Raw genomic sequence first — 19,876 nt, 5'->3', positions numbered from 1 at the left:
GAACGGCTCAAATGTACGAATAACAGCTTTTCTTATAACTTAGGTTTCTTACAGTTTGTCGAAAAATTTTCTTTTTACAGATGTATTATTTCTATTATCAGAGACGAAATCTAAATTAAATATTATGATATTTAGCGAAGTCTTCTCCATATATACAATTGACTAAAGTGTTGAGTTGTTATTATCTTTTTTGAAACACACAGAAATAAATAGCCATTACCAATAAATTTATTGTGATTTTATGTAATAAACCTTACCCACCAATAGCAGTCATACTTCTATTATTGCTATGTAATTTGGGTTCTTGTAGTTTTTTCAAAGTATCCATACCGCCACGAACTTTAAGCTTTGCTTGTACTGCTTTTTGAATGATTGGTTCAATAGGATTTCCAGATCTTAACGTGGTTAATAAATCAGATTCGGTAGCCGAGAATAAGCAGTTTTTTAATTGTCCGTTAGCTGTTAATCTAAGTCTGTTGCAAGAATCACAAAATGGATTTGTAACGGAGCTAATGATAGCAAAAGATCCTTTATAACCTTTTATTTTATAGTTTTTAGATGTGTCGTTTGGGGCATCTTGAAGGCGTATAATGTTTTCTTCGGAAAAAGAAGCATTCACATAGTTCATCACTTGGGCGTAGGAAACCATTTTACTCATATCCCATTTATTCCCATCAAAAGGCATGAATTCGATAAAACGCACAGAAATTGGTAAGTCTTTCGTGAAATTTATAAAGTCTATAATTTCATCATCATTAAACCCTTTCATTAAAACGACGTTTACCTTAACTGTAAAACCTTCTTTGACCAATAGCAAAATGTTGTTATAAACTTTTTGAAACTCATGCCTTCTGGTAATGTGCTTAAATTTACCCTCATCTAAGGAATCTAAACTCACATTAATTTTGTTAACCCCATTGGCTTTTAAAACACCGGTAAATTTATCAATAATAACGGCATTAGACGTGATGGATAACTCAGCAGGAAGCGTTGCTAATTTCTCTAAAATAACAGGAATGTCTTTTCTTATTAAAGGCTCTCCTCCAGTTAATCTGATTTTAGTAACCCCATGGTCTACAAAAGTTTTAGCTATGTCATAGATTTCTTCGTAAGTCATAAGATGACTCTTAGGAGATAATTTTACACCTTCTTCTGGCATACAGTATGTACAGCGTAAATTGCAACGTTCAATTAATGAAATACGTAAATATGCATGATCTCTACCATGTGAATCTTGCAATATATTTTTATTCTGATCTCTATTCATTTTATATCCTAAATTATGAAGACGTCTAAAAAGTCTTTATGATTTGATTTGTTAGGTTGAGATTGTCGAAACCGATATTGATTATCACTCATTTTAAATATATTTCGATAAGTTACCATTAATATGATTTGTTAAACATTTAATTTAGAGCTGTTTGTCATTCAGAGCTCAGCGAAGGATCTTTTAATAAATTTCTAAAGATTCTTCAGTCGTACCTCCTTCTGAATGACACCCCATGACGTCATTTTATACGCTTGATAAATTTTTTTGTCTCTAATCTCAATATGACATTAAACTTGTTTTTTAGACACCCTCTGAAATTGCTATTCTGCAATTTCGGGTGGGGATTAATCGTGTCTTGCACCTTTTAATATTCTAAAAATATGTAGCACCGATGGAAATATAGCATCCATGGATTCTTTCGCACCGTTGGTTGAGCCTGGCAGTGCCAATACCAAGGTATTATTCATAGTGCCTGCAACACTTCTGGATAACATCGAAAATGGTGTTCTATCTTGTCCGTAGTTGCGAATAGCCTCTTCAATGCCAGGAATTCTTCTGTCTAAAAGCGGTAAAAGTGCTTCTGGAGTAATATCTCTGACAGAAAGCCCTGTACCTCCTGTATAGATAATTAAATCGACACCTTCTTTTTGATAGTTTTTTGCTTTCTCCTGAATGATCTCTTTTTCGTCTGGAATAATAATGTAATCTTCAATTTTAACATCACTTTCTTCTAATTTCTTTATGATCGCTTTTCCTGCTTTATCTTCTTTCTGTCCTGCTGAAATAGTATCGGAACATACAATAACAGCAGCTTTCAGGTCTTTTCTAAAACGATCTCTAAAATCGGATTTCCCACCTTTTTTATTGAGTAGTTTTATTTCATGAATCTCAATACCTTTATCTATAGGTTTTAACATGTCATACATGTTTAAAGCGACTACGCTGGCACCATGCATAGCTTCAACTTCAACGCCTGTTTTATAAATAGTTTTTACTGTAAATAAAACGGTGATTTCTAATTTGTTTATTTCATACTCTACACCAGTAAACTCAATAGGTAAGGGGTGACAGTCTGGAAGAATATCAGGGGTTCTTTTTACACCTAATAGTCCAGCGGCTTTGCTCATGGCAAAAACGTTGCCTTTTGGAACCGTATCATTTTGAATAGCTGCAATGGTTTCGAGTTTGCTCACCTTTACGATAGCTTGAGCTGTAGCGGTTCTTAATGTGGTGCTTTTATGTGTAATATCTACCATCTTTGGATTTATTATTTTTTATTGACTATTTATTATTGATACTTGCTGTTTTTCTTGAAGCCATAAAGATTGCTGTTAATTCGCTGGATTCTTTTAGTAAAGATTCTATCTTATCTTTTCGAATAAGATTTTCATCTAGAGCAAATTCTAGCCAAAAATTGGATTCATCAATTTCCTCAATAACAATACTGATCTTTGCAATAAAACTAGGTTTGGATTGTGCTACACAAGTAGCTCTATAATTTGCAGCAACAGAGGTAGAGCATCTTATAAGTTGCATTTTTATGTGATTTGCTAAATACGTATTTGGTAGCAATTCCGTTATTTTAACACAATTGTGAGCAAAAATTTTAGTTCTTCTTTTTAATTGTTCTTTCATGAGTGATCAATAATAAATTTTAAATGTTCAATAATCAATTATTCACTTTCCATTGATGTGATTCATCCTCAAATATTTCCTTCCCAAAAACAGGAACATCTGCTTTTATGGTTTCTACAATAAATTCTAAAGCTTCAAAAACGACTTTACGTCTTGGTGATGATACAAAAACGAACAAACATATTTCCCCAGCTTTAACAGTTCCTAAACTGTGATAAATGTGCATACAGGTCAATTCGAATTTTTCGAAGGCAGCTTCTCTTATCTCATGGAATTTAGCATTAGCCATGTCTTCATAAGCCGTATATTCTATTGCTGAAACGGTTTTGTTATCTATGACGTCGGCGCGTACCTGACCTAAAAAAATATTATGAGCGCCGATGCTAGTTTTTGTTTGATGTTTTGCAATGGAATCCCCTATGAATTCTGAAGAAATTGCTCCTTGCCTAAATACGTTTTTTATTTTTTTATCAGTCATTATTTTTTATGTTTTGTAGACCTGTCAGGTTTTTAAAACCTGACAGGTCTGATGATGGTTCTTTCTTTGTTAATTTAAATATATCTGGAGCACCTTCAATGATGCTATAACAATTGTTTACGTTAAACTCTTTTAATATTGAAACGGCTTTTTTACTTCTAATTCCTGATTGACAAAAAATGACTTTTTTCTTTTCTGGGTTGATTTTCTCTAATTGAGATTCCAATGTGCTCAAAGGCATGTATGTAACATCTAAACTTTCAACTTTTGGAGTTTCATGAGTTTCACGAACATCAATAATTTGAATGTTTGATTGAGTGATAACTTCTGTTATTGAAATAGTATCGATTTCTATTTCGCAAACCTCTTCAATATCTTGTGTATGGAAGCTATCTTTGCTATTTAAAACAGTCTCAATTTCGGATGCAGATCTGTTTATTTTTAAAGTGATGCTTTGATTGTTTAATGCATTGTAGCAAAGTAGCTTTCCTGATAGCGGCTTACCAAGTCCTAAAATGATCTTTAAAACTTCATTAGCTTGCATCGTTCCAATAATACCTGGTAATACGCCTAAAACACCTATTTCGGAACAATTAGGAACAGCTCCTTTTTCTGGAGGAGTAGGGAATAGACAGCGATAGCTTGGTCCGTTGCTATAATTAAAGACAGAAACCTGACCTTCAAACTTATAAATAGACCCGAAAACCAATGGTTTGTTGGTTATAACAGAGGCATCATTGACTAGATAACGGGTTGCAAAATTATCGGACCCATCAACGATAATGTCGTATTGATTAAATAGTTCGATCGCATTTTTATGAGTAAGCTTTTTGGGATAGGAGGTTATAGAAATGCTATCATTTAAATCTTTTAAATGTTCTTTCGCGGCTTCTGCTTTATTTTCACCTAATGACGATGTGCCAAATAAGATTTGTCGTTGTAAATTTGATATTTCTACCACATCAAAATCTACAATACCGAGTGTTCCTATACCTGCTGCGGTAAGATATTGTAAAATAGGACAACCCAAACCACCAGCACCAATGACTAATACTTTAGCCTTAGAAATTTTGTCTTGACCTTCTTGACCGATTTCTGATAATATAATATGTCTGTTGTATCTATTTGTCATTCCTTATTCCTGTATTTCGTTTTTAGTTTATGCTGAGCGCAGTCGAAGTACTCAATATAAACTCCAGCAGGAATCTTATCCTACCGTTTGTTATTATTTTGCTTTTATTCTAAATGTTCTCGATACACCACGCTTAAAGGCGTGGCACTCGAACTGACATTGCGTTTCTAATTTTTTTTTTGTCATGTCGAATGAGGCACGATTGAGACATCCCATAACAGTGAATTATGCGATGTCGACCTCTAGGTCGAAATAACTAGCCTCCCGAAAATGGCGGTAATAAAGCTATTTCTTTTCCTGATAATTCCGTTTCTAAAGACACCAATTCCTGATTTTGAGCAATTTGAAAATCTTTATTTTTTAGAGTATTATATTTTGAATATATATGCTCTAAAAGTTCAGAAATCAAGACGCCCGAAAACTCTAAAGATTCTTCTTCCTTTTGAGTTACCTCTGCTATTTGACCAAAATATTTAATCCTTATGAGCATCTTCTAATTGTTTTAATTCTTCTTTTGTATTCACGTTCATTGTAGTCTTATAATCATGATAACTCAATGAAATATTTTTAACACGGCATTGATTAACCGCTATACGTAAACGTCTTTCGTCTTTTTTCAATAGATTACTAAAAATGCTACTACACTGCTTTTTATAAAGTGCTATCAATGGCATCGTTTTACCATTACTTTCTATCTGAATAATGTCTGAGTCAGCATCAGTATTTACTATTAATTTGTCCAGTATTCCAGTTTTAATTAGTGGAATATCACAGCTTAAAACTAGATTGTAATCAGTTTTAGATGCTTCAAGACCAGAGCAGATACCTGCAACGGGACCTGCATCTTTTATGGTGTCTGTTACTCTTTTGTAACCTAAAATATCATAATCCGGATTATCGGAAACAATTATAATTTCAGAGACTAAAGGCTTTAAGGCATCCATGCTATGTTGTATAAAAGGTTTTTCATTTAATATTAAAAATCCTTTATCTGTTCCCATTCGGGAGCTTTTGCCTCCTGCTAAAATGATACCTGTTATGTTTTTTTTGTCTATCATTTTAAGTGAAAAATAGTTTAACACAAGCAATCATTAATACGAAAGCTAAAATATATTGTAAGTTCTGATTGTTTATTTTTTTACTACCATAATACCCGCCTAAAATCCCTCCAATTAAAGCAATGGCAACTAATAAAAAAGATGCTTTTTCTAAGGTAACACCAATATTAAACTGGCCAATTAAACCAGAAGCAGAATTTACCCAAATAAATAAAGCAGAAACTGCTGCTGCCTCTTTCATTTTACCCCAATGTAACAGCAAAATAACAGGTGTTAATATGATGCCTCCTCCAATACCTATCAATCCTGAAAAGAAACCAATAATACCTCCAACTACTAACCCTTGCCAAAGTTTTAGTTCTTTTATTGTTGTACTTTCTTTTCCAAAAACGTTCAACATTTTTAAGATGGCAAAAATCAATAGGACAGCCAGTATTTTTTTATATATAGAAGCATCTACTTCAATCATACCACCAATAAAGGCGAGTGGTATAGAAGCAATTGCAAATGATATAAATAATTTTTTGTTAAAGAACCCTTCTTTATAATAATAGTAAAATGAAATACCAGCTACAAAAAGATTTAACAATAGGGCGGTAGGTTTCATTGATTCTGGAGCAAATGAAAACAATGCCATAAGTGCTAAATACCCACTAGCCCCACCATGACCTACACTGGAATACAGAAATGATACTACTGGAAGTATGATTAAGAATATATATATGTTTTCTGTTTGTAGCATTGTGAGTTAAAAGTGTTCTAAAGTTTTTATAGTATTTAAAGTTATAAGTGCCTAAAGTGTTCTAAAGTTATAAGTATTTAAAGTTTGTTAGATATAGAAGTAAAAAGTGCTAAAAGTTCTTTTGCTTCTTTAACAATAAGACTTAATGAATCTAATTCAACCCATTTTAAATCATGGATAATTTCCAACCAATATTCTGTTTCACTTGCTTCACTTTCTGATATTTTTATTTTATTCTTAAAATCTCTTTTACTTCTTGATCGATTGGCTTCTCTGTAATTTGCGCCAACACTTGTGCCCGATTTTGTAATTTGATTTCTAATTACCTTTCCTTCAATTGTATTTGGTAATGAACTTGATAATTTAATAATAGATATTCCAAACTGTCTTGTTCTATATTCTAGTTTTTTTGCAAATTCTTTATTATCCATAATTTTGATTTTATCGTTTTAAGTATTTATAACTTTAGACACTTTAAGTAATTTACATTTTAGGCACTCTTACAACGACTCAATTTTTCCTAATTGTTTATCCAAAAAAGTCCAACAACTCTTATTAATCTCATCAAAAGCATTAATTAAAGATTTTCCATATTCAGTTAGTTCGGCGCCACCGCCACCTCTGCCGCCAATACTATTTATGGTTACAGGTTTTTTTGCGGATTTGTTAACAGAATCTATAAGTTGCCATGCCTTTTTGTAGGATATATTTAAAGATTTTGCTGCTTTGGATAAAGAGCCCGTTTCTTCAATAGCTTTTAATAAATGTACGCGTCCTTCACCTAGAAGTACATTGTTCTCAGATTCAATCCAGATTCTACTTTTTATTTTATAACTCATAACTAATGCTTAGATATTTGTGTTCATGATACGAATCGTTACTTACCAGTTCAAGATGAAATGTGGTATTTATTTTATATAAATTTTTTAGTTCCCAATTAAAAGTATCTATCCTATAAGATTTATTGTTTTTAATGTCAACTAATTCAAACATTCCTTCTATGTAGCGGTTGCCATAAGAGTAGAATAGGTCTTTGTCAATAAATATTGGTATTCCTGAAGTAAATGAGTATAACCTGGTTTGTGGATTGTAAACAATATAATTCCAAGATTCGTAACCTATTTCTTTAAATATTAAATAATTGTTTTCTGTAAAGCAAAATTCAAAATCTGTCCATTGTCTATCATCAGAAAGTCGTCTTTTGCATAATTCAATATTTTTATCAATTCCTTTAAGGATATAACAAAAATCAGACATAGTTATTGATTCAGGATATGTAATTGCTTTTGATTTCAAAATTGAATCTTGGTTAATTTTTGGGAAATTAAATTTATGAACTTTGGAATGGTCAAATAAAGATTTTGCTATAGTATCTACTTTTAGATCCCAATTTGAACCTTTTTTTATACTAATAGATAAAGGATATTTAGATTGAGAATAAACCAAAAGGGTTATAAAAAAAAGTAATATTGTTTGAATCGTTTTTTTCATTCGTTATGCTTAATTACATTGGCAATAAAATAACCTCTAATTCATCATTTATATTAATGCTAGAAACATCTTCAGGAACAAAAACCAATGCATTTGAAAGCGCAAATGTTTGAAGCATGGATGAGTTTTGTCCTTCTAATATTTCAACTTTATCACTATTATATATAGCTTTTAAAAACTGGGGTCTATCACCTTTTTTATCAAATTTAGAAATAGACTTGGCCTTAACTCTAGGTAACTCGATAGTATCATTGTTCATCATTTTTTGCAGTGCGATATACACATAAGCATAAAAGCAAGATAGTGCAGCTGCTGGATTACCAGGCAAAGCAAATATGGCAGTATCCTCTTTTTTTCCAAAAAATAAAGGTTTTCCAGGCTTTTGCTTTACTTTATAGAATACTTCTTTTACTTGTAATTCTTTAAGAGCCTTACCAACAAAATCGTAATCACCAACTGATATGCCTCCTGTCGCAATAACCAGATCATTGTTGTTGATAACAGTTTCAAGCTTGTTTTTAGTTTGTATATAATTGTCTTCTATTTTGTGAATAGTAACATCGTAAAATTTAAGATTGTATAAAGCATTTAAAAGCATTTTGGAGTTGCTTTCGTATATTTTTCCATACGGTAATGGTTCACCAGCTTCAATAAGTTCGTTACCTGTAGTAATTAGGGCTATAGACGGTTTTTTGAAAACCTGAACCTCAGTGATTCCTAAAGACGTTAAATAACCTATGGCAGCAGGTGTTAATTTAGTTTCTTTTTTTAAAGCTAATTCCCCCTTTTTAACTTGTTCTCCCATGGGGCGAATATTATGACCTTCCAATAAATTGTTTTCTATAGTTATTTTTGATCCATCGATAGCAACCTTTTCCTGCATCATAACGGCATTAGCTGTATCTGGAACTGGAGCACCTGTAAATATTCTAATAGCATCTCCTGGTTTTAAAATAGGCTGATGATCATCGCCCGCTTTTACTTCATCAATTAAGTTATAGGATAAGTCATCATGTAAGTTTAAAGCATATCCATCCATGGCAGATTGTCTGAATGGTGGCATGTTTATAAGCGAATAAACATCCTTGTATAGGTAATAACCTCCAGCTTTTTCAACAGGTTTAGTCGTTTCTTTGAAAAGTGGGTTAATGTTTGATTTTACTATTGTTATAGCTTCCTTTATGGTGATCATTTATTTACCGTTATGTTTTTGCAAATATAACGATTTCATTTTCAATTAGATAAAATAATCAGAAACTATTATGAACTCATTTTGACTTTTTTTATTGAAGCGAAAAATTAGGCTTTTATTTTCAGGTGAAGACTTTTTTGCACTTCATAGCAGAGCTACGAAGTAAGAAAAAGACAAAATATGAGCGCAAAATGTTGATTTTGTAGCCAATTATAAAAAGTCAAGATGAGTCTTGTGGTAAAAAGTGAGTTATTCGAAAAATTCTAAGACCCTAATTTTATTTCTTGTAGAATAGATTTTGTTTTCATCATGCAATTGTTTTAGTATTCTCGTAATTACAACTCTAGATGTATTTAAATCATTAGCAACTTCTTGATGTGTTATTTTTAGCTCAACATTGTTGCTTATTTTAACTTTACTGGTTAAGTATTTTAATAATCGTTGATGCATTTTCATAAAGGCTAAACCATCAATTGAATCTACCATTTCTATTAATCTAAAATGATAACTGTCAATAATAAAATGGCGCCAGGATTTATATTTGGATAACCATTGATCAATATAGTCAACAGGTAAAAAGATAGCTTCCATATCAGTTTCTACAATACCTTTGAATATACTTTTTTTATGGTTGATACAGTTTGCAAATGAAATGGCGCAGGTATTACCTCGTTCTAAAAAATGAAGAACTATTTCTTCTCCATTTTCCTTTCTTCTCATAATTTTTACAACACCGTCTAAAATTAGAGGAATATGGGTTAACTCGCTTCCTATATCAATTAACAGTCCTCCGCTTTTAATTTCACCAAAATGACCTACTTTAATAATGTCATCCATTAATTTTTTTTCAAAAATTTCAGAATAACAATCATCAAGTTTCTGCCTTAATATTAATTCTTGGTTTTTCACTTTTATAGTCTGTATTAGAGTCTATTACAAAGATAATCAATTGTAAAAGAAGAGGGTGCCTAATAATGTTATTCTGAATAAAAATAACATTATTAGGCACCCTCTTGGTGTTGAACTAAAACTTAATTTGTAGTTGCCCTATTAGAGCATCATCATCTACATTTACAACGGTTTGAATATTTGCCTGATAATTTAATTGAAACCGAATTTTTTCGTTATGAAAATAGTTAGCTCCAACAGTCATTCTTTCTATATATCCAATATTGTCTTTAAGATCTATATCTGGATCGAAATATTCATATTTAAATACGGGTTGAAATTTCTCGTTTATGTTGTATGATGCCATGATATAAGCACCATCTCTTTTTTCGGCAAGAGCAACTGGGGTTACGCCACAACCGCCTGCAGCACCACTAAAGTAGGCGCCTTCATCATAAATATATTCTCCCTGTAGTTTAAATTCATCCCATTTTAACAAAAATTCACCACCATAAGAAGTACGAGAATCATCATCGTTGTTTGGGATTGGGTAGCCATATCTGAAACTACCACCAACTGTTAAGAAGTTAGTTATTTTATAAGTAAGGCGTCCAATAATATCTTTTTTGGTATTATCATCTTTTACTCTTAAACCTCTACCATTCATTAATGCTATTGCATAATTAAATTTGGTGTATTTATTACCACCTAAAAGCATGATTCCAAAATCCCTTTGAGGCGCCACCAGTTGGTCTGCTACAATAGATCGATCAATAGTTGTAAGCGCGTTACATGGTGTACTTACATCTAAACTAAAAGGTTGTTTAAACGAACCTACTGATGCTCTTGCCCAATTATACTTGCTATAAGTGATAAAAGCATCCATTAAATAAGCATCGCCAGAGCTACCAATAAACGGGCTAGCCTCTAACATAAAATAGTATGAGAAATCATCTTTTATGTTGCCTCTAACACCTATTCGGGCTCTTTTAAATCTAAATGTGTTTTCATTGCCATCAGTAAAATTATAATCGTATTGTGGTTGTATGTATCCAAATACTTTAATATTGTTGGCACTTAACGAATCGTTTGCTACTGGATCATCTCCATCACAGCCTTGCGAAAAGGCATTATTTGCCAGAAATAATAATAGCGTAAATAATATATATATCTTGATTTTCATTATTTATGTATTTAGATCTATTAATTAGAAACAGTTGGGAAATCTTTAGGAACAGATCCGCTCCATTTGTTAGATGCCCAAACGGGATTAGCATTATACAATCCGTTCATTCCAAATTTTAAGCTATAAGCGTCATACCCTAAAACTCTTAAACAAGCCGTGATTACAGCAGATGTTTGCCCAGTATAGCAATATGTTACTACTTTAGCATTATCAGCTGGATCTAGACCTAGATAACTATCATCAGCAAGTGTAAGTGGGTTGATTCTATAAGCGCCATTAATATGCCCAAAGCCTAAATAATCTTTTTCAGTGAAATAATTATTTATAAAATAGTTGCCAGGGTTGGCTAATACATCTGCGCTGTTAACACCTTGAAAACCTAATGATACAATAGCTTCAACACGTTCTTTAAGAATGGTTGCGCCATCTGTAGAAAGGCTAGATAAAACAGGAGCTTCATAAACTATATTTGTAGGTGCTCCTGCATTGGTCCAATTGGCATGGCCTTGTGCCGGGTTTCCTATGGAATTGTTCCAAGGGCCTGCTGTATTTGAGTTCCAGCCAGACATTCCCCATTTTAAAGCAAAAGTATGAGGGTAACCGTACATGCGTAATAATCCTGTTGCATAACATGCTGTCTGTCCTGTATAACATACAACAAGGATTGGTTTTGTGGCATTAGCAGCTTCTGTTAAAATATCGGCAAAGGCAACATTTTTTGCGCCACTTACATGTGCTGCTAAAAAATGGTCACTACTTCTTATATCCATAATGTCATACTTGCTTAGAAATCCGTCCACTAAATCAACTGTTGCAGGTGGAGCCTTAACAAATTTTTCTCCGTCGGTATTAGTAAGTATATTATTTATATCCAAATTATTTTGAACTAAATAGTCCTTCACAAGTGTGAATGCCGGTGTTGAAATAACCGTTGGGTCTGATGGATCGTCTCCTCTATCGCATGATGTTAGAAATAAAGCAGGAACCATTAATAATCCTATTAGTAATAATGCTAATTTTTTCATGATCTTAATATTTAAAGTTGTTTAGTTTTTTATTCAATTACCGGAAACATGTTGATTTCCTTTTTAGAAAAAGCGTCCAACCCCTTTTCTTTTAAAAGTTTATTCATAAAGCTATTGGCTCCATAGGCTAAATTACTTGTGTTATAGCCTAATACATTTAAGTATGCCACTATGTAAGCTGCTTTTTGACCTGTAGTTTCGTATACTACTATTTTTTGATCTGTTGGTAGTGTTAATAAATCTTTGGTAAGTGATATTGCGCTGGGTTGTAAGTGAAGTGCACCTGGAATATGCCCTGTGCATTTGTCTTGATCCCAATAGTTTACTACATAATAGTTGGTAAGATTTTCAAAAACATCGGTTGATTTTACTATAAACTCTTTATAAGGTATTGCGAATAAATTTTCTAACCTAGCTTTTAGAATGTCTTTAGCTTCTGTTTTACCTGTATTTAATATGGGGTGCGACCCTTTTTCTGGTTTAGGCTTTTCTGTAGTTTCCAGCTTTGTACCGTTATTATTCTTAGTGTTTTTAATCCAGGAATTTTCGGCAAAATCCTCTCTCCAGGAACTCATGCCCCATTTCATACTATATACATTGTCGTATCCGGCTATTTTCAATAAACTGGAAAAATATGCAGCCGATTGGCCAGAATAGCATACCAAAACAATTTTGTCAAAATCTGTCGGATTAATGGTGTTCTCAAAATAAGTAAGCAGGTTTTCAGATTTTACATTAACCGCATTTTTAATATGACCATATTCAAACCAACTTTCGGTTCTAATGTCAATCATATGAAATTTTGGGTTTTTCATGTTTTTCTTAACTTCATCTGCCATTATTATTGGCAATGATTCTCCATTAATGAAGGTATTATTGGTTTCAAGATAATTTACCAATATCTCAAATTCATTAGGTGGATTACTATTGGTTCTGTTAACAGTATTATCTGAACTTGTAAAACTGCTAAATAAAGCAGCTGCAGAAATAGATAATACCATTGCAAAAAAAGATGTTTTTTTCATGATATAATTATTTAATATTCAATTGTTTAATTGGTTTTATTATGGTTTAAGTTATACCGTAAATCCAACTGTTTTTATGACTTTCGTCAACTTTTTCTTATAAATAATCGATAAATTCAGTAACATTTGTTACAGAGTAAATATCTGTAAATCAACTAGTTGTGTAGGAAGAGGTATGATTGGTGAAAAGCACCTTATGTTAAGAGGTTTAATTATTTATTAAGCTCCTTTTTTAGAGCGCAAATAATGAATTTGAAGCCGTATTTTTTTATTGAAAATGAACTATTCAAGGGGCTTTTGAGGTGAACTAAAATTGTCTGAGGTAGGAGGGAACCTCTTGAAAGGATTGCGTATTTGAAGTTTTAAACAGCTACTTCCAAACAGCATGTATTTTGTTTTGGGAATGCTTAAAATGGGCTATTCTATTTTTAAGTAAAAAGGGAAAGAGATAGACGCTTTGTCTTACTCTTCCCCTTTACTATTAATCTTTAAATTTTAAAAAATAATGAACAAAATTTTCTATTCAACCATAGAATTACAAACTAGTTTACTTTTGAGATGTTCTTTTTATTAGCAACCTCCTTCAGGAGCTTTTTTCTTCTTTTTTTGAACAGTAATAATTTTTTTAGGAGGCTGAATTGTTTTTTTCGGAGTCACTTTTATCTTTGAGTTTTTAACAGATTCATTTATAAAAGCACTAATATCAGCTTCAAGCTTTTCAATATCACAGGTTTTGGTAATTAGTTTATTTTGAGAATAACTGTTTTTAACGGTTAATAATTTAATGTTATCATAACCCAATTGATATAAGAATAAAAAAGGGATATTAACTTGCTGTGGATTTTCACCATACAATATAGCTATTTTATTTGATTTTTTTAATTCTTTAAAGAAAGCAGAATTATTTAAAATTTCAGGAGTATGAATATTTATAGCATGTTCTAAATGACCTTTTTCAAATTCATTTTGACTTCTTACATCTATTAAAACATAATCAGGGGTGTTTATGTTTTCTAATGTTATGAAAAAATGATTGTTTGTTATTTTTTCGAGTGTTTTTTCTGTATTTATAGCATACGTGTTTTTGGGACGTTTATAGGTTAAAAGACCTATTAATACAGCCAATATAAAAAGAATAGAGACTATTGATATGCGTTTTATTTTTTCTAATTCTTTCATAAAAAGTGTTTTTATGTAATTAACAACCTCCTTCGGGAGCTTTCTTTTTCTTTTTAACTGTAATAACTTTTTTAGGAGTTGGTCGTGGTCGTTTAGGGACATTAGTTTTAACTTGATCTGGATATGCAACACCAAAATACATGCTTGCTGCTTTTCTAGTTGCGTATAACTTAAAAGCTTCTAAAGGCATATTCTCTTTTGGATGTGGTGGATTTATTATGGTTTTAAACCATCTGTTAATACCTCCTTTTAATACATATAAGTTTTTATAATCTAAACGATTGCAAAGAATCCAGGCTTGATCTGCATCAAAATTATCATTTGAAAAGAATACTACATCATATGCATCTTGATTTAGAAATGCAGATGAATCTTCATCGAATAAATTTTTAAGAGGCATGTTTATAGCATTTGGAAGGGAATACTTTTTAAAAGTTTCCTCGTCTCTTAAATCTATCAATAATAATGAAGGGTCTTGATTTATAATTCTGTCGGCAAGTTCATCCGTAGTAATATACCTTTCAGGACTAATAATATTACTTAACAACTGTTCTGGTTTAATGCCTTCTTGTTTTTCAAATTTTGGTAACAAAACTAACCCACCAGCAAGTATTATAAATAGTAATGCAAGAATTACATATCTGAATGATAAGAATTTAACTAATTTTCTATTAATCATTTTTTATAATTTATATGATTAGTAAAATACTTTTTTTACACGTTTACGAATCATATCTACTAATACAAATATGATGACAGCAGCTATTGTAAATAGGAAAACAAACCAATATGGATTTATGCCCAATGAATCTACTAAAGTAATGTTTCCATAAAAATAGCCCGTATATATGGGTTCAAAAACTGAATATAGTTCAGAAAAAATAAAGACGCCAACCATAATACCAATAACATAGACTATAGCATCAATTTTTCCTATGGCTACAGCACATAAACTAGTACCTGGGCAAAATCCACCTGCTACAAAACCTATGCCCATTATGGCTCCCCCAATTATTGCTGCCCACAAATATGTTGGGTGTACATATAAACTACTCATGTCTACATAACCGAGATAGTCCATATACAAAAGTCCAATTAGTGATACTAATGCTGCCGTGAAAAATACTTTTAAAACGGCAAAATCATAACCATAAAATACACCTGCTAATTTTCTGGATGATGAAAACCCAGATGATTCTAAAATAAATCCAAAAAATATTCCAATTACTATAGCAATGATACTGCTCCATTCAAAAGGAATTATGTCGTTAGGAAGTAATGGTCCCATATTTTTATTTTTTAGTTAATTAAATCCAATTTTTTCTAAAGAAATACGCAAATAAGTATGCCGTACCAAAAATGGCAAGCATCGTAATAAAACCTCCTGAAGAAAGTACAGCCATGCCACTTAAAGCTGCGCCACTTGTACAGCCTCTAGCAATTTGAGCCCCCAGCCCAAATAAAATACCACCGCTAAAAGCAAAAATTAAACGACGTCTTCGGGTAATCTTTGGTGAGTGTTGCGTTCTCCAACCAATTCTGCCGGATATCCCCCCGGAAATTAGTGCACCGATCAAAACACCTAATGTTTCAAATACAAGCCAGTTATTCATTGGTGATTTTGTATCATCTAAAAACTTACTGTAATAAGCGCTACTCTCTGCATGTTCTGGAGCTGCTGAATTTACTATAGCAACTACGCTACTTTTCATAGCCCCACTTGCGCCTAAACCTCTACCAGTAATGTAGAATGTAAAAATAATTAGTATACCAAGAAGGAACCCTCCATAATATGGATTCCAATATAGATGTTTGTTTTGTTTCTTAATTTTCATTGTGCCAATTTTAGTATAGATATCTTGTTAATTGTCCAGCTTCTACAATTACAAACCTGAATATTAATCCGCCAATCAAAATTAGTATGGCAGGAATGGCAACGGGAACTTTGTACCCTTTGATTTCTAAAAGCTCGAGAATACCTGGAACTATTAATCCCAGTATAATAACAAAGCCGAAAAACATAAGGGTGAATTCTCCGCCAATTAATAAATTCATAGCATCTAATTGCACCTGAGATCCTGCATACATGCCCATGATCATATGTACTATTAATCCTAACTCTATGATTATAAGTGCTAAATCAATTTTGCTAAACAAGTATTTTTCTTTTGCTGTTTTTGATAATAATATAATAGTTGCAGCTCCTGTTGACAATCCGGAAGCTAAAAATAAAGGCCCTAAAATAGCATTGTTCCATAAAGGTCTGGCGTTGAATGCCGATAACAAAACCCCAGTATAAACACCTAAAATAATAGATAAAGGGATTAACGCATATGCCATGTTTTTTCTATTCTTTTTGAGAAATTTTTCAAAGTTTTTTAGAAAATTGAATTTTAAATTACGCTTAGGAAATATTTCGGAGAAGTAACTAAAAACCCATAAATACGATAAGGGAGTTGTTACTAATAAAACCCATGCACCCCAAGACATTGGAGATTCTAATCGAATAGTTGTATACAATTGCCAAGTGTATAATGGATGTGTTAAGTCGTAAACCAATGCTAATAAACCTAATGAAAGTGCTATTGGGGTTATTATTGAAGCATATTTTACGGGCGTTGGATATTCTTTTTCCTTTCCTAAAATTGTAACAAGTCCGGCAAATAATAGTAAACCAGCAGCTAAACCACCCAAAAAGAGATAAACGGAAATCGGCCAATGCCATATTTCTAATGAAGGATCTATATGCGGAATGTTTCTGCCACTTGTAAATAATTCTTCTTGCATGATTATATTTTTATATTAAATAATATACATTTGGTTTGGTACCTGCTTCTGGTGCTAATGTTTTCCATTTTCTGTTTTTTAATAGTTTGGAAACCTCACTATTCGGGTTGTCTAAATCTCCAAAATACATACATTTAGTTGGACAAACAGATACGCATGCAGGCAATTGTCCCTTTTCTAATCTATGATGACAGAACGTACATTTATCAACGTATCCTTCGGGATGCTGGTAACGTGCATCATAAGGACAAGATTGAATACAAGCTCCACATCCAATACACTCATTAGGTGTTACAAGAACAATTCCTCCGTCAACTATATGACTTGCTCCGGTTGGACAACATCTTACACAAGGTGCATTATCACAATGATTACATCGTTCAGATTTTAATTCTAAAACAATGTTTGGATACGTGCCATCCACGGTTTCAGTAATCCAGTCCCTGCAATATCCAATGGGCACATCATTTTCGGTTTGACAAGCCACTACGCAATCACTGCATCCAACACATTTTAAGGTGTCTATTACCATTGCATATCTCATATCTCAGTGTTTTTATGTGGATCTTCAGTTAAGATTTCTACAAAATTTCCTCGCATGCCTGTTCCTCCCATAATAGGGTCTATGGCAACATTTGATATCATTTCGGTGTCGTTAATACCTTTACCAAAGGCTCTGGTTAACTTTTTGTTATTATGGCCAAAACCATGAACCATATAGACAGAATCCCATCGAATTCGTTCTGTAACTCTAACTTTAATAGAAAATGTAGAGGTTATTTTATCTTGATTTCTTAACCAAACAGATTGTCCTGTTTTTAATCCTATAATTCTTGCTACTTTAGGGTTTACCCAAAGATTGTTTTCACTTTTTAGGTCATTAAGATTTGGGTTATTAGCGGTTCTGCTAAATGTATGCATGGGAGATCTTCCATAATTTAATCTGTAAAAACCTTGTGGTGGTTCGGGGTGTTTAGTAAAAACAGGCAGTGGGTCGAATCCTAAACTCTTTAATTCTTTTGAATACAATTCTATTTTCCCACTTGGAGTTGAGAACTCATGCTTTTCGCCTTCAACTAAGTATAATGGTCCAGATTTTCTAGGGAATTTTTTCACGCCAATCTTTTTCATCTCTTCTAAAGAAGTACCCATTTTACTTAGTTGCCACTCAATAACTTCCTCAAAATCGTTATAATTAAAATAATCGCCCAGTCCCAAACGTTCGCCAATTTGTTTTGCGACCCACCAGCCTGGTTTAGAATCATACTTTGGTTTTAAAGCAGGAACTCTAACAGCAATAGAGGGTTCTCTGTTTGGTGAAGAGCGAATACCATCATAACGTTCTAAATAGGTGCATTCTGGTAATACCACATCTGCATAACCGGTAACGTCCATTGGCATAGTATCCAATACCACAATAAAGTCAAGCGCATCCATTGCTTGTTCCAGTAATTTTTTATTTGGAATGGATTTGGTAATATTTGTACCTGCAACCATTAAAGCTTTTACAGGATATTTGTTGTCTTTACTAGGGATAGCACGTTTCATTACTTCGGTAGTAATACCCATTTCAGCCAGAGGATATTGTTCTCCAATATCAGTCCAATCCCATTTAGGTTGTGGATATTTAGGATGCGGGAATTTAGGGACACTTATTTTCTCTTTAAAGTAGAAACCGCCTCGTCGTCCCCAAGAACCTAATAAGGCATTTAATATGGCCATGGCTCTAGCACGTTGTGTATCATCTCCATACCATGTAACATGGCGTCCAGGGTGTATAATTACAGATGGTGCTGCATGTGCCATGGCTCTGGCAGTTTTTCTAATAGCTTCTGGTTTTATGGTTGTGATGCCATATGCCCATTCTGGGGTGAAATTTAAGACATGGTCTTTTAACTCATTAAAACCAGTGGCATATTTTGCAATGTATTCTTTGTCGTATAAATCTTCTTCAATTAATACATGCATCCAGGCTAGCATTAAGGCAATGTCTGTGGCTGGTTTTATGGCCAGCCAATGATTTGATTTACTAGCGGCGGTTGAGAACCGAGGGTCTACAGTAATAATAGTGGCGTTATTATCTATAGCATCAGACATTTCCTGTACTTGTGTATTATGCATATTTTCTCCAATGTGAGAACCTATTAATACCAGGCATTTTGTATCTCTAATGTCTGTAGGCTCTGGAGAACCTACCCAAGAGCCAAATGTTAGATTGAAGCCAGCTTCTCTTGGACCACGACATTGTGCGTAAGCAGGTTCTGCTATGGTTTCCGATCCGTATGCTTTGAATAAATGTTCTAAATGACTACCAGGGGAACCATGTTTGAGTAAAGCAAATGATTCTGCTCCATAAGCGTCTTTGATATGTTTAAATTTTGTTGCAATTAAATCCAGTGCTTCATCCCAGCTTGCTTCTCTAAAGGTTTCTTCTCCATCAACAGTCGTTCTAATTAAAGGTGTTTTTAGTCTATCTTCATCAGCGTACATACCTACACCTCCAGTTCCTCTTGGACAAAGTCTGCCATAGCAATGTGGATCTTCATCATTACCAATAATTTTTTTAATTTTTCCTTCTTCATCGCTAAAGGCCCAAGCTGCACATTTCCAAAAACAAACTTCACAATAAGTTGCAGATCTTTTAAATTTATTAGCAATATCTTGTTTTGCTATAGTATCTAAATATGAATTAGTACCAAACATTTGAAATGCACTTGAAGCGGTTGCTATACCCCCTAAACCTAAGGCAGAAATTTTAATAAATTTTCTTCTTGAAGTAACCATAAAT

At 32.8% G+C, this 19,876-nt stretch carries 23 protein-coding genes; all 23 read right to left on the bottom strand.

Features of this window, described 5'->3' with window-relative positions:
• Positions 1-253 precede the first annotated feature (253 nt).
• Positions 254-1,267 carry a GTP 3',8-cyclase MoaA gene (gene moaA, locus EM932_RS15465; protein ID WP_135878105.1) on the bottom strand — a complete coding sequence of 338 codons (1,014 nt, stop codon included), beginning with the start codon at positions 1,265-1,267 and terminating at the stop codon, positions 254-256.
• Positions 1,268-1,614: 347 nt separating this feature from the next.
• Positions 1,615-2,526 carry a bifunctional molybdenum cofactor biosynthesis protein MoaC/MoaB gene (gene moaCB / locus EM932_RS15460; RefSeq protein ID WP_135878104.1) on the bottom strand — a complete coding sequence of 304 codons (912 nt, stop codon included), beginning with the start codon at positions 2,524-2,526 and terminating at the stop codon, positions 1,615-1,617.
• A 25-nt stretch (positions 2,527-2,551) separates the two neighbouring features.
• Positions 2,552-2,905: a four helix bundle protein gene (locus tag EM932_RS15455; RefSeq protein WP_135878103.1), complete on the bottom strand. Its 354-nt coding sequence runs from the start codon at positions 2,903-2,905 to the stop codon at positions 2,552-2,554.
• Between the two features lie 34 nt (positions 2,906-2,939).
• Positions 2,940-3,383, bottom strand: a complete 444-nt coding sequence (locus tag EM932_RS15450; RefSeq protein WP_211344297.1) for a molybdenum cofactor biosynthesis protein MoaE — start codon at positions 3,381-3,383, stop codon at positions 2,940-2,942.
• Complete coding sequence (moeB, locus tag EM932_RS15445; RefSeq protein WP_135878102.1) at positions 3,376-4,515, bottom strand: HesA/MoeB/ThiF family protein; 1,140 nt, start codon at positions 4,513-4,515, stop codon at positions 3,376-3,378. Before moeB ends, EM932_RS15450 begins: the two co-directional genes overlap by 8 nt.
• Positions 4,516-4,771: 256 nt before the next feature.
• Positions 4,772-5,005, bottom strand: a complete 234-nt coding sequence (locus EM932_RS15440; RefSeq protein ID WP_135878101.1) for a MoaD/ThiS family protein — start codon at positions 5,003-5,005, stop codon at positions 4,772-4,774.
• Complete coding sequence (mobA, locus tag EM932_RS15435; protein ID WP_135878100.1) at positions 4,989-5,573, bottom strand: molybdenum cofactor guanylyltransferase; 585 nt, start codon at positions 5,571-5,573, stop codon at positions 4,989-4,991. Before mobA ends, EM932_RS15440 begins: the two co-directional genes overlap by 17 nt.
• Before the next feature lies 1 nt (position 5,574).
• The gene (locus EM932_RS15430; RefSeq protein WP_135878099.1) at positions 5,575-6,315 is read right to left on the bottom strand and encodes a sulfite exporter TauE/SafE family protein; all 741 of its coding nucleotides are present in this window, start codon (positions 6,313-6,315) and stop codon (positions 5,575-5,577) included.
• Positions 6,316-6,392: 77 nt separating this feature from the next.
• Complete coding sequence (locus EM932_RS15425; protein ID WP_135878098.1) at positions 6,393-6,746, bottom strand: four helix bundle protein; 354 nt, start codon at positions 6,744-6,746, stop codon at positions 6,393-6,395.
• 69 nt (positions 6,747-6,815) lie between these two features.
• Complete coding sequence (locus tag EM932_RS15420) at positions 6,816-7,154, bottom strand: winged helix-turn-helix domain-containing protein (RefSeq protein WP_135878097.1); 339 nt, start codon at positions 7,152-7,154, stop codon at positions 6,816-6,818.
• Complete coding sequence (locus tag EM932_RS15415; RefSeq protein ID WP_135878096.1) at positions 7,144-7,806, bottom strand: hypothetical protein; 663 nt, start codon at positions 7,804-7,806, stop codon at positions 7,144-7,146. The genes EM932_RS15420 and EM932_RS15415 overlap by 11 nt, the downstream gene beginning before the upstream one ends.
• Positions 7,807-7,819: 13 nt before the next feature.
• The gene (locus EM932_RS15410) at positions 7,820-8,998 is read right to left on the bottom strand and encodes a molybdopterin molybdotransferase MoeA (RefSeq protein WP_135878095.1); all 1,179 of its coding nucleotides are present in this window, start codon (positions 8,996-8,998) and stop codon (positions 7,820-7,822) included.
• Between the two features lie 249 nt (positions 8,999-9,247).
• A complete protein-coding gene (locus tag EM932_RS15405) occupies positions 9,248-9,907 on the bottom strand; it encodes a Crp/Fnr family transcriptional regulator (RefSeq protein ID WP_135878094.1) in 660 nt (219 codons plus the stop codon).
• 115 nt (positions 9,908-10,022) lie between these two features.
• A complete protein-coding gene (locus EM932_RS15400) occupies positions 10,023-11,069 on the bottom strand; it encodes a porin (RefSeq protein ID WP_135878093.1) in 1,047 nt (348 codons plus the stop codon).
• 20 nt (positions 11,070-11,089) lie between these two features.
• Entirely contained in the window at positions 11,090-12,097 is a 1,008-nt protein-coding gene (locus EM932_RS15395; protein ID WP_135878092.1) for a rhodanese-like domain-containing protein, read from the bottom strand.
• 29 nt (positions 12,098-12,126) lie between these two features.
• On the bottom strand, positions 12,127-13,122 hold the full coding sequence (locus tag EM932_RS15390) for a rhodanese-like domain-containing protein (protein ID WP_135878091.1): 996 nt from the start codon (positions 13,120-13,122) through the stop codon (positions 12,127-12,129).
• 570 nt (positions 13,123-13,692) lie between these two features.
• Complete coding sequence (locus tag EM932_RS15385) at positions 13,693-14,301, bottom strand: rhodanese-like domain-containing protein (protein WP_170179816.1); 609 nt, start codon at positions 14,299-14,301, stop codon at positions 13,693-13,695.
• Between the two features lie 19 nt (positions 14,302-14,320).
• Positions 14,321-14,980, bottom strand: a complete 660-nt coding sequence (locus EM932_RS15380) for a rhodanese-like domain-containing protein (RefSeq protein WP_135878089.1) — start codon at positions 14,978-14,980, stop codon at positions 14,321-14,323.
• Positions 14,981-14,998: 18 nt separating this feature from the next.
• Positions 14,999-15,589: a YeeE/YedE thiosulfate transporter family protein gene (locus EM932_RS15375; RefSeq protein ID WP_135878088.1), complete on the bottom strand. Its 591-nt coding sequence runs from the start codon at positions 15,587-15,589 to the stop codon at positions 14,999-15,001.
• Between the two features lie 19 nt (positions 15,590-15,608).
• Entirely contained in the window at positions 15,609-16,136 is a 528-nt protein-coding gene (locus tag EM932_RS15370) for a YeeE/YedE thiosulfate transporter family protein (RefSeq protein ID WP_135878087.1), read from the bottom strand.
• Positions 16,137-16,146: 10 nt separating this feature from the next.
• Positions 16,147-17,088 (bottom strand): NrfD/PsrC family molybdoenzyme membrane anchor subunit, encoded by a 942-nt coding sequence (gene nrfD / locus EM932_RS15365; RefSeq protein ID WP_135878086.1) that lies wholly within the window; start codon positions 17,086-17,088, stop codon positions 16,147-16,149.
• 10 nt (positions 17,089-17,098) lie between these two features.
• The gene (locus tag EM932_RS15360; RefSeq protein WP_135878085.1) at positions 17,099-17,632 is read right to left on the bottom strand and encodes a 4Fe-4S dicluster domain-containing protein; all 534 of its coding nucleotides are present in this window, start codon (positions 17,630-17,632) and stop codon (positions 17,099-17,101) included.
• A complete protein-coding gene (locus EM932_RS15355) occupies positions 17,629-19,872 on the bottom strand; it encodes a molybdopterin-containing oxidoreductase family protein (RefSeq protein ID WP_135878084.1) in 2,244 nt (747 codons plus the stop codon). Before EM932_RS15355 ends, EM932_RS15360 begins: the two co-directional genes overlap by 4 nt.
• Positions 19,873-19,876: the final 4 nt, after the last annotated feature.

The organism is Flavivirga rizhaonensis, assembly GCF_004791695.1.
GTDB classification, from domain to species: Bacteria; Bacteroidota; Bacteroidia; order Flavobacteriales; family Flavobacteriaceae; genus Flavivirga; species Flavivirga rizhaonensis.
This window is presented reverse-complemented; position numbering and strand designations above follow the sequence as displayed.

What these genes read in the sequence shown, in the direction of transcription:
- EM932_RS15400 (WP_135878093.1), bottom strand. Translation starts at nt 11,069, where the DNA reads ATGAAAATCAAGATATATATATTATTTACGCTATTATTATTTCTGGCA.
- EM932_RS15420 (WP_135878097.1), bottom strand. Translation starts at nt 7,154, where the DNA reads ATGAGTTATAAAATAAAAAGTAGAATCTGGATTGAATCTGAGAACAAT.
- moeB (WP_135878102.1), bottom strand. Translation starts at nt 4,515, where the DNA reads ATGACAAATAGATACAACAGACATATTATATTATCAGAAATCGGTCAA.
- EM932_RS15360 (WP_135878085.1), bottom strand. Translation starts at nt 17,632, where the DNA reads ATGAGATATGCAATGGTAATAGACACCTTAAAATGTGTTGGATGCAGT.
- nrfD (WP_135878086.1), bottom strand. Translation starts at nt 17,088, where the DNA reads ATGCAAGAAGAATTATTTACAAGTGGCAGAAACATTCCGCATATAGAT.
- EM932_RS15450 (WP_211344297.1), bottom strand. Translation starts at nt 3,383, where the DNA reads ATGACTGATAAAAAAATAAAAAACGTATTTAGGCAAGGAGCAATTTCT.
- mobA (WP_135878100.1), bottom strand. Translation starts at nt 5,573, where the DNA reads ATGATAGACAAAAAAAACATAACAGGTATCATTTTAGCAGGAGGCAAA.
- moaA (WP_135878105.1), bottom strand. Translation starts at nt 1,267, where the DNA reads ATGAATAGAGATCAGAATAAAAATATATTGCAAGATTCACATGGTAGA.
- EM932_RS15440 (WP_135878101.1), bottom strand. Translation starts at nt 5,005, where the DNA reads ATGCTCATAAGGATTAAATATTTTGGTCAAATAGCAGAGGTAACTCAA.
- EM932_RS15390 (WP_135878091.1), bottom strand. Translation starts at nt 13,122, where the DNA reads ATGAAAAAAACATCTTTTTTTGCAATGGTATTATCTATTTCTGCAGCT.
- moaCB (WP_135878104.1), bottom strand. Translation starts at nt 2,526, where the DNA reads ATGGTAGATATTACACATAAAAGCACCACATTAAGAACCGCTACAGCT.
- EM932_RS15410 (WP_135878095.1), bottom strand. Translation starts at nt 8,998, where the DNA reads ATGATCACCATAAAGGAAGCTATAACAATAGTAAAATCAAACATTAAC.
- EM932_RS15380 (WP_135878089.1), bottom strand. Translation starts at nt 14,980, where the DNA reads ATGATTAATAGAAAATTAGTTAAATTCTTATCATTCAGATATGTAATT.
- EM932_RS15455 (WP_135878103.1), bottom strand. Translation starts at nt 2,905, where the DNA reads ATGAAAGAACAATTAAAAAGAAGAACTAAAATTTTTGCTCACAATTGT.
- EM932_RS15385 (WP_170179816.1), bottom strand. Translation starts at nt 14,301, where the DNA reads ATGAAAGAATTAGAAAAAATAAAACGCATATCAATAGTCTCTATTCTT.
- EM932_RS15425 (WP_135878098.1), bottom strand. Translation starts at nt 6,746, where the DNA reads ATGGATAATAAAGAATTTGCAAAAAAACTAGAATATAGAACAAGACAG.
- EM932_RS15430 (WP_135878099.1), bottom strand. Translation starts at nt 6,315, where the DNA reads ATGCTACAAACAGAAAACATATATATATTCTTAATCATACTTCCAGTA.
- EM932_RS15415 (WP_135878096.1), bottom strand. Translation starts at nt 7,806, where the DNA reads ATGAAAAAAACGATTCAAACAATATTACTTTTTTTTATAACCCTTTTG.
- EM932_RS15375 (WP_135878088.1), bottom strand. Translation starts at nt 15,589, where the DNA reads ATGGGACCATTACTTCCTAACGACATAATTCCTTTTGAATGGAGCAGT.
- EM932_RS15355 (WP_135878084.1), bottom strand. Translation starts at nt 19,872, where the DNA reads ATGGTTACTTCAAGAAGAAAATTTATTAAAATTTCTGCCTTAGGTTTA.
- EM932_RS15395 (WP_135878092.1), bottom strand. Translation starts at nt 12,097, where the DNA reads ATGAAAAAATTAGCATTATTACTAATAGGATTATTAATGGTTCCTGCT.
- EM932_RS15370 (WP_135878087.1), bottom strand. Translation starts at nt 16,136, where the DNA reads ATGAAAATTAAGAAACAAAACAAACATCTATATTGGAATCCATATTAT.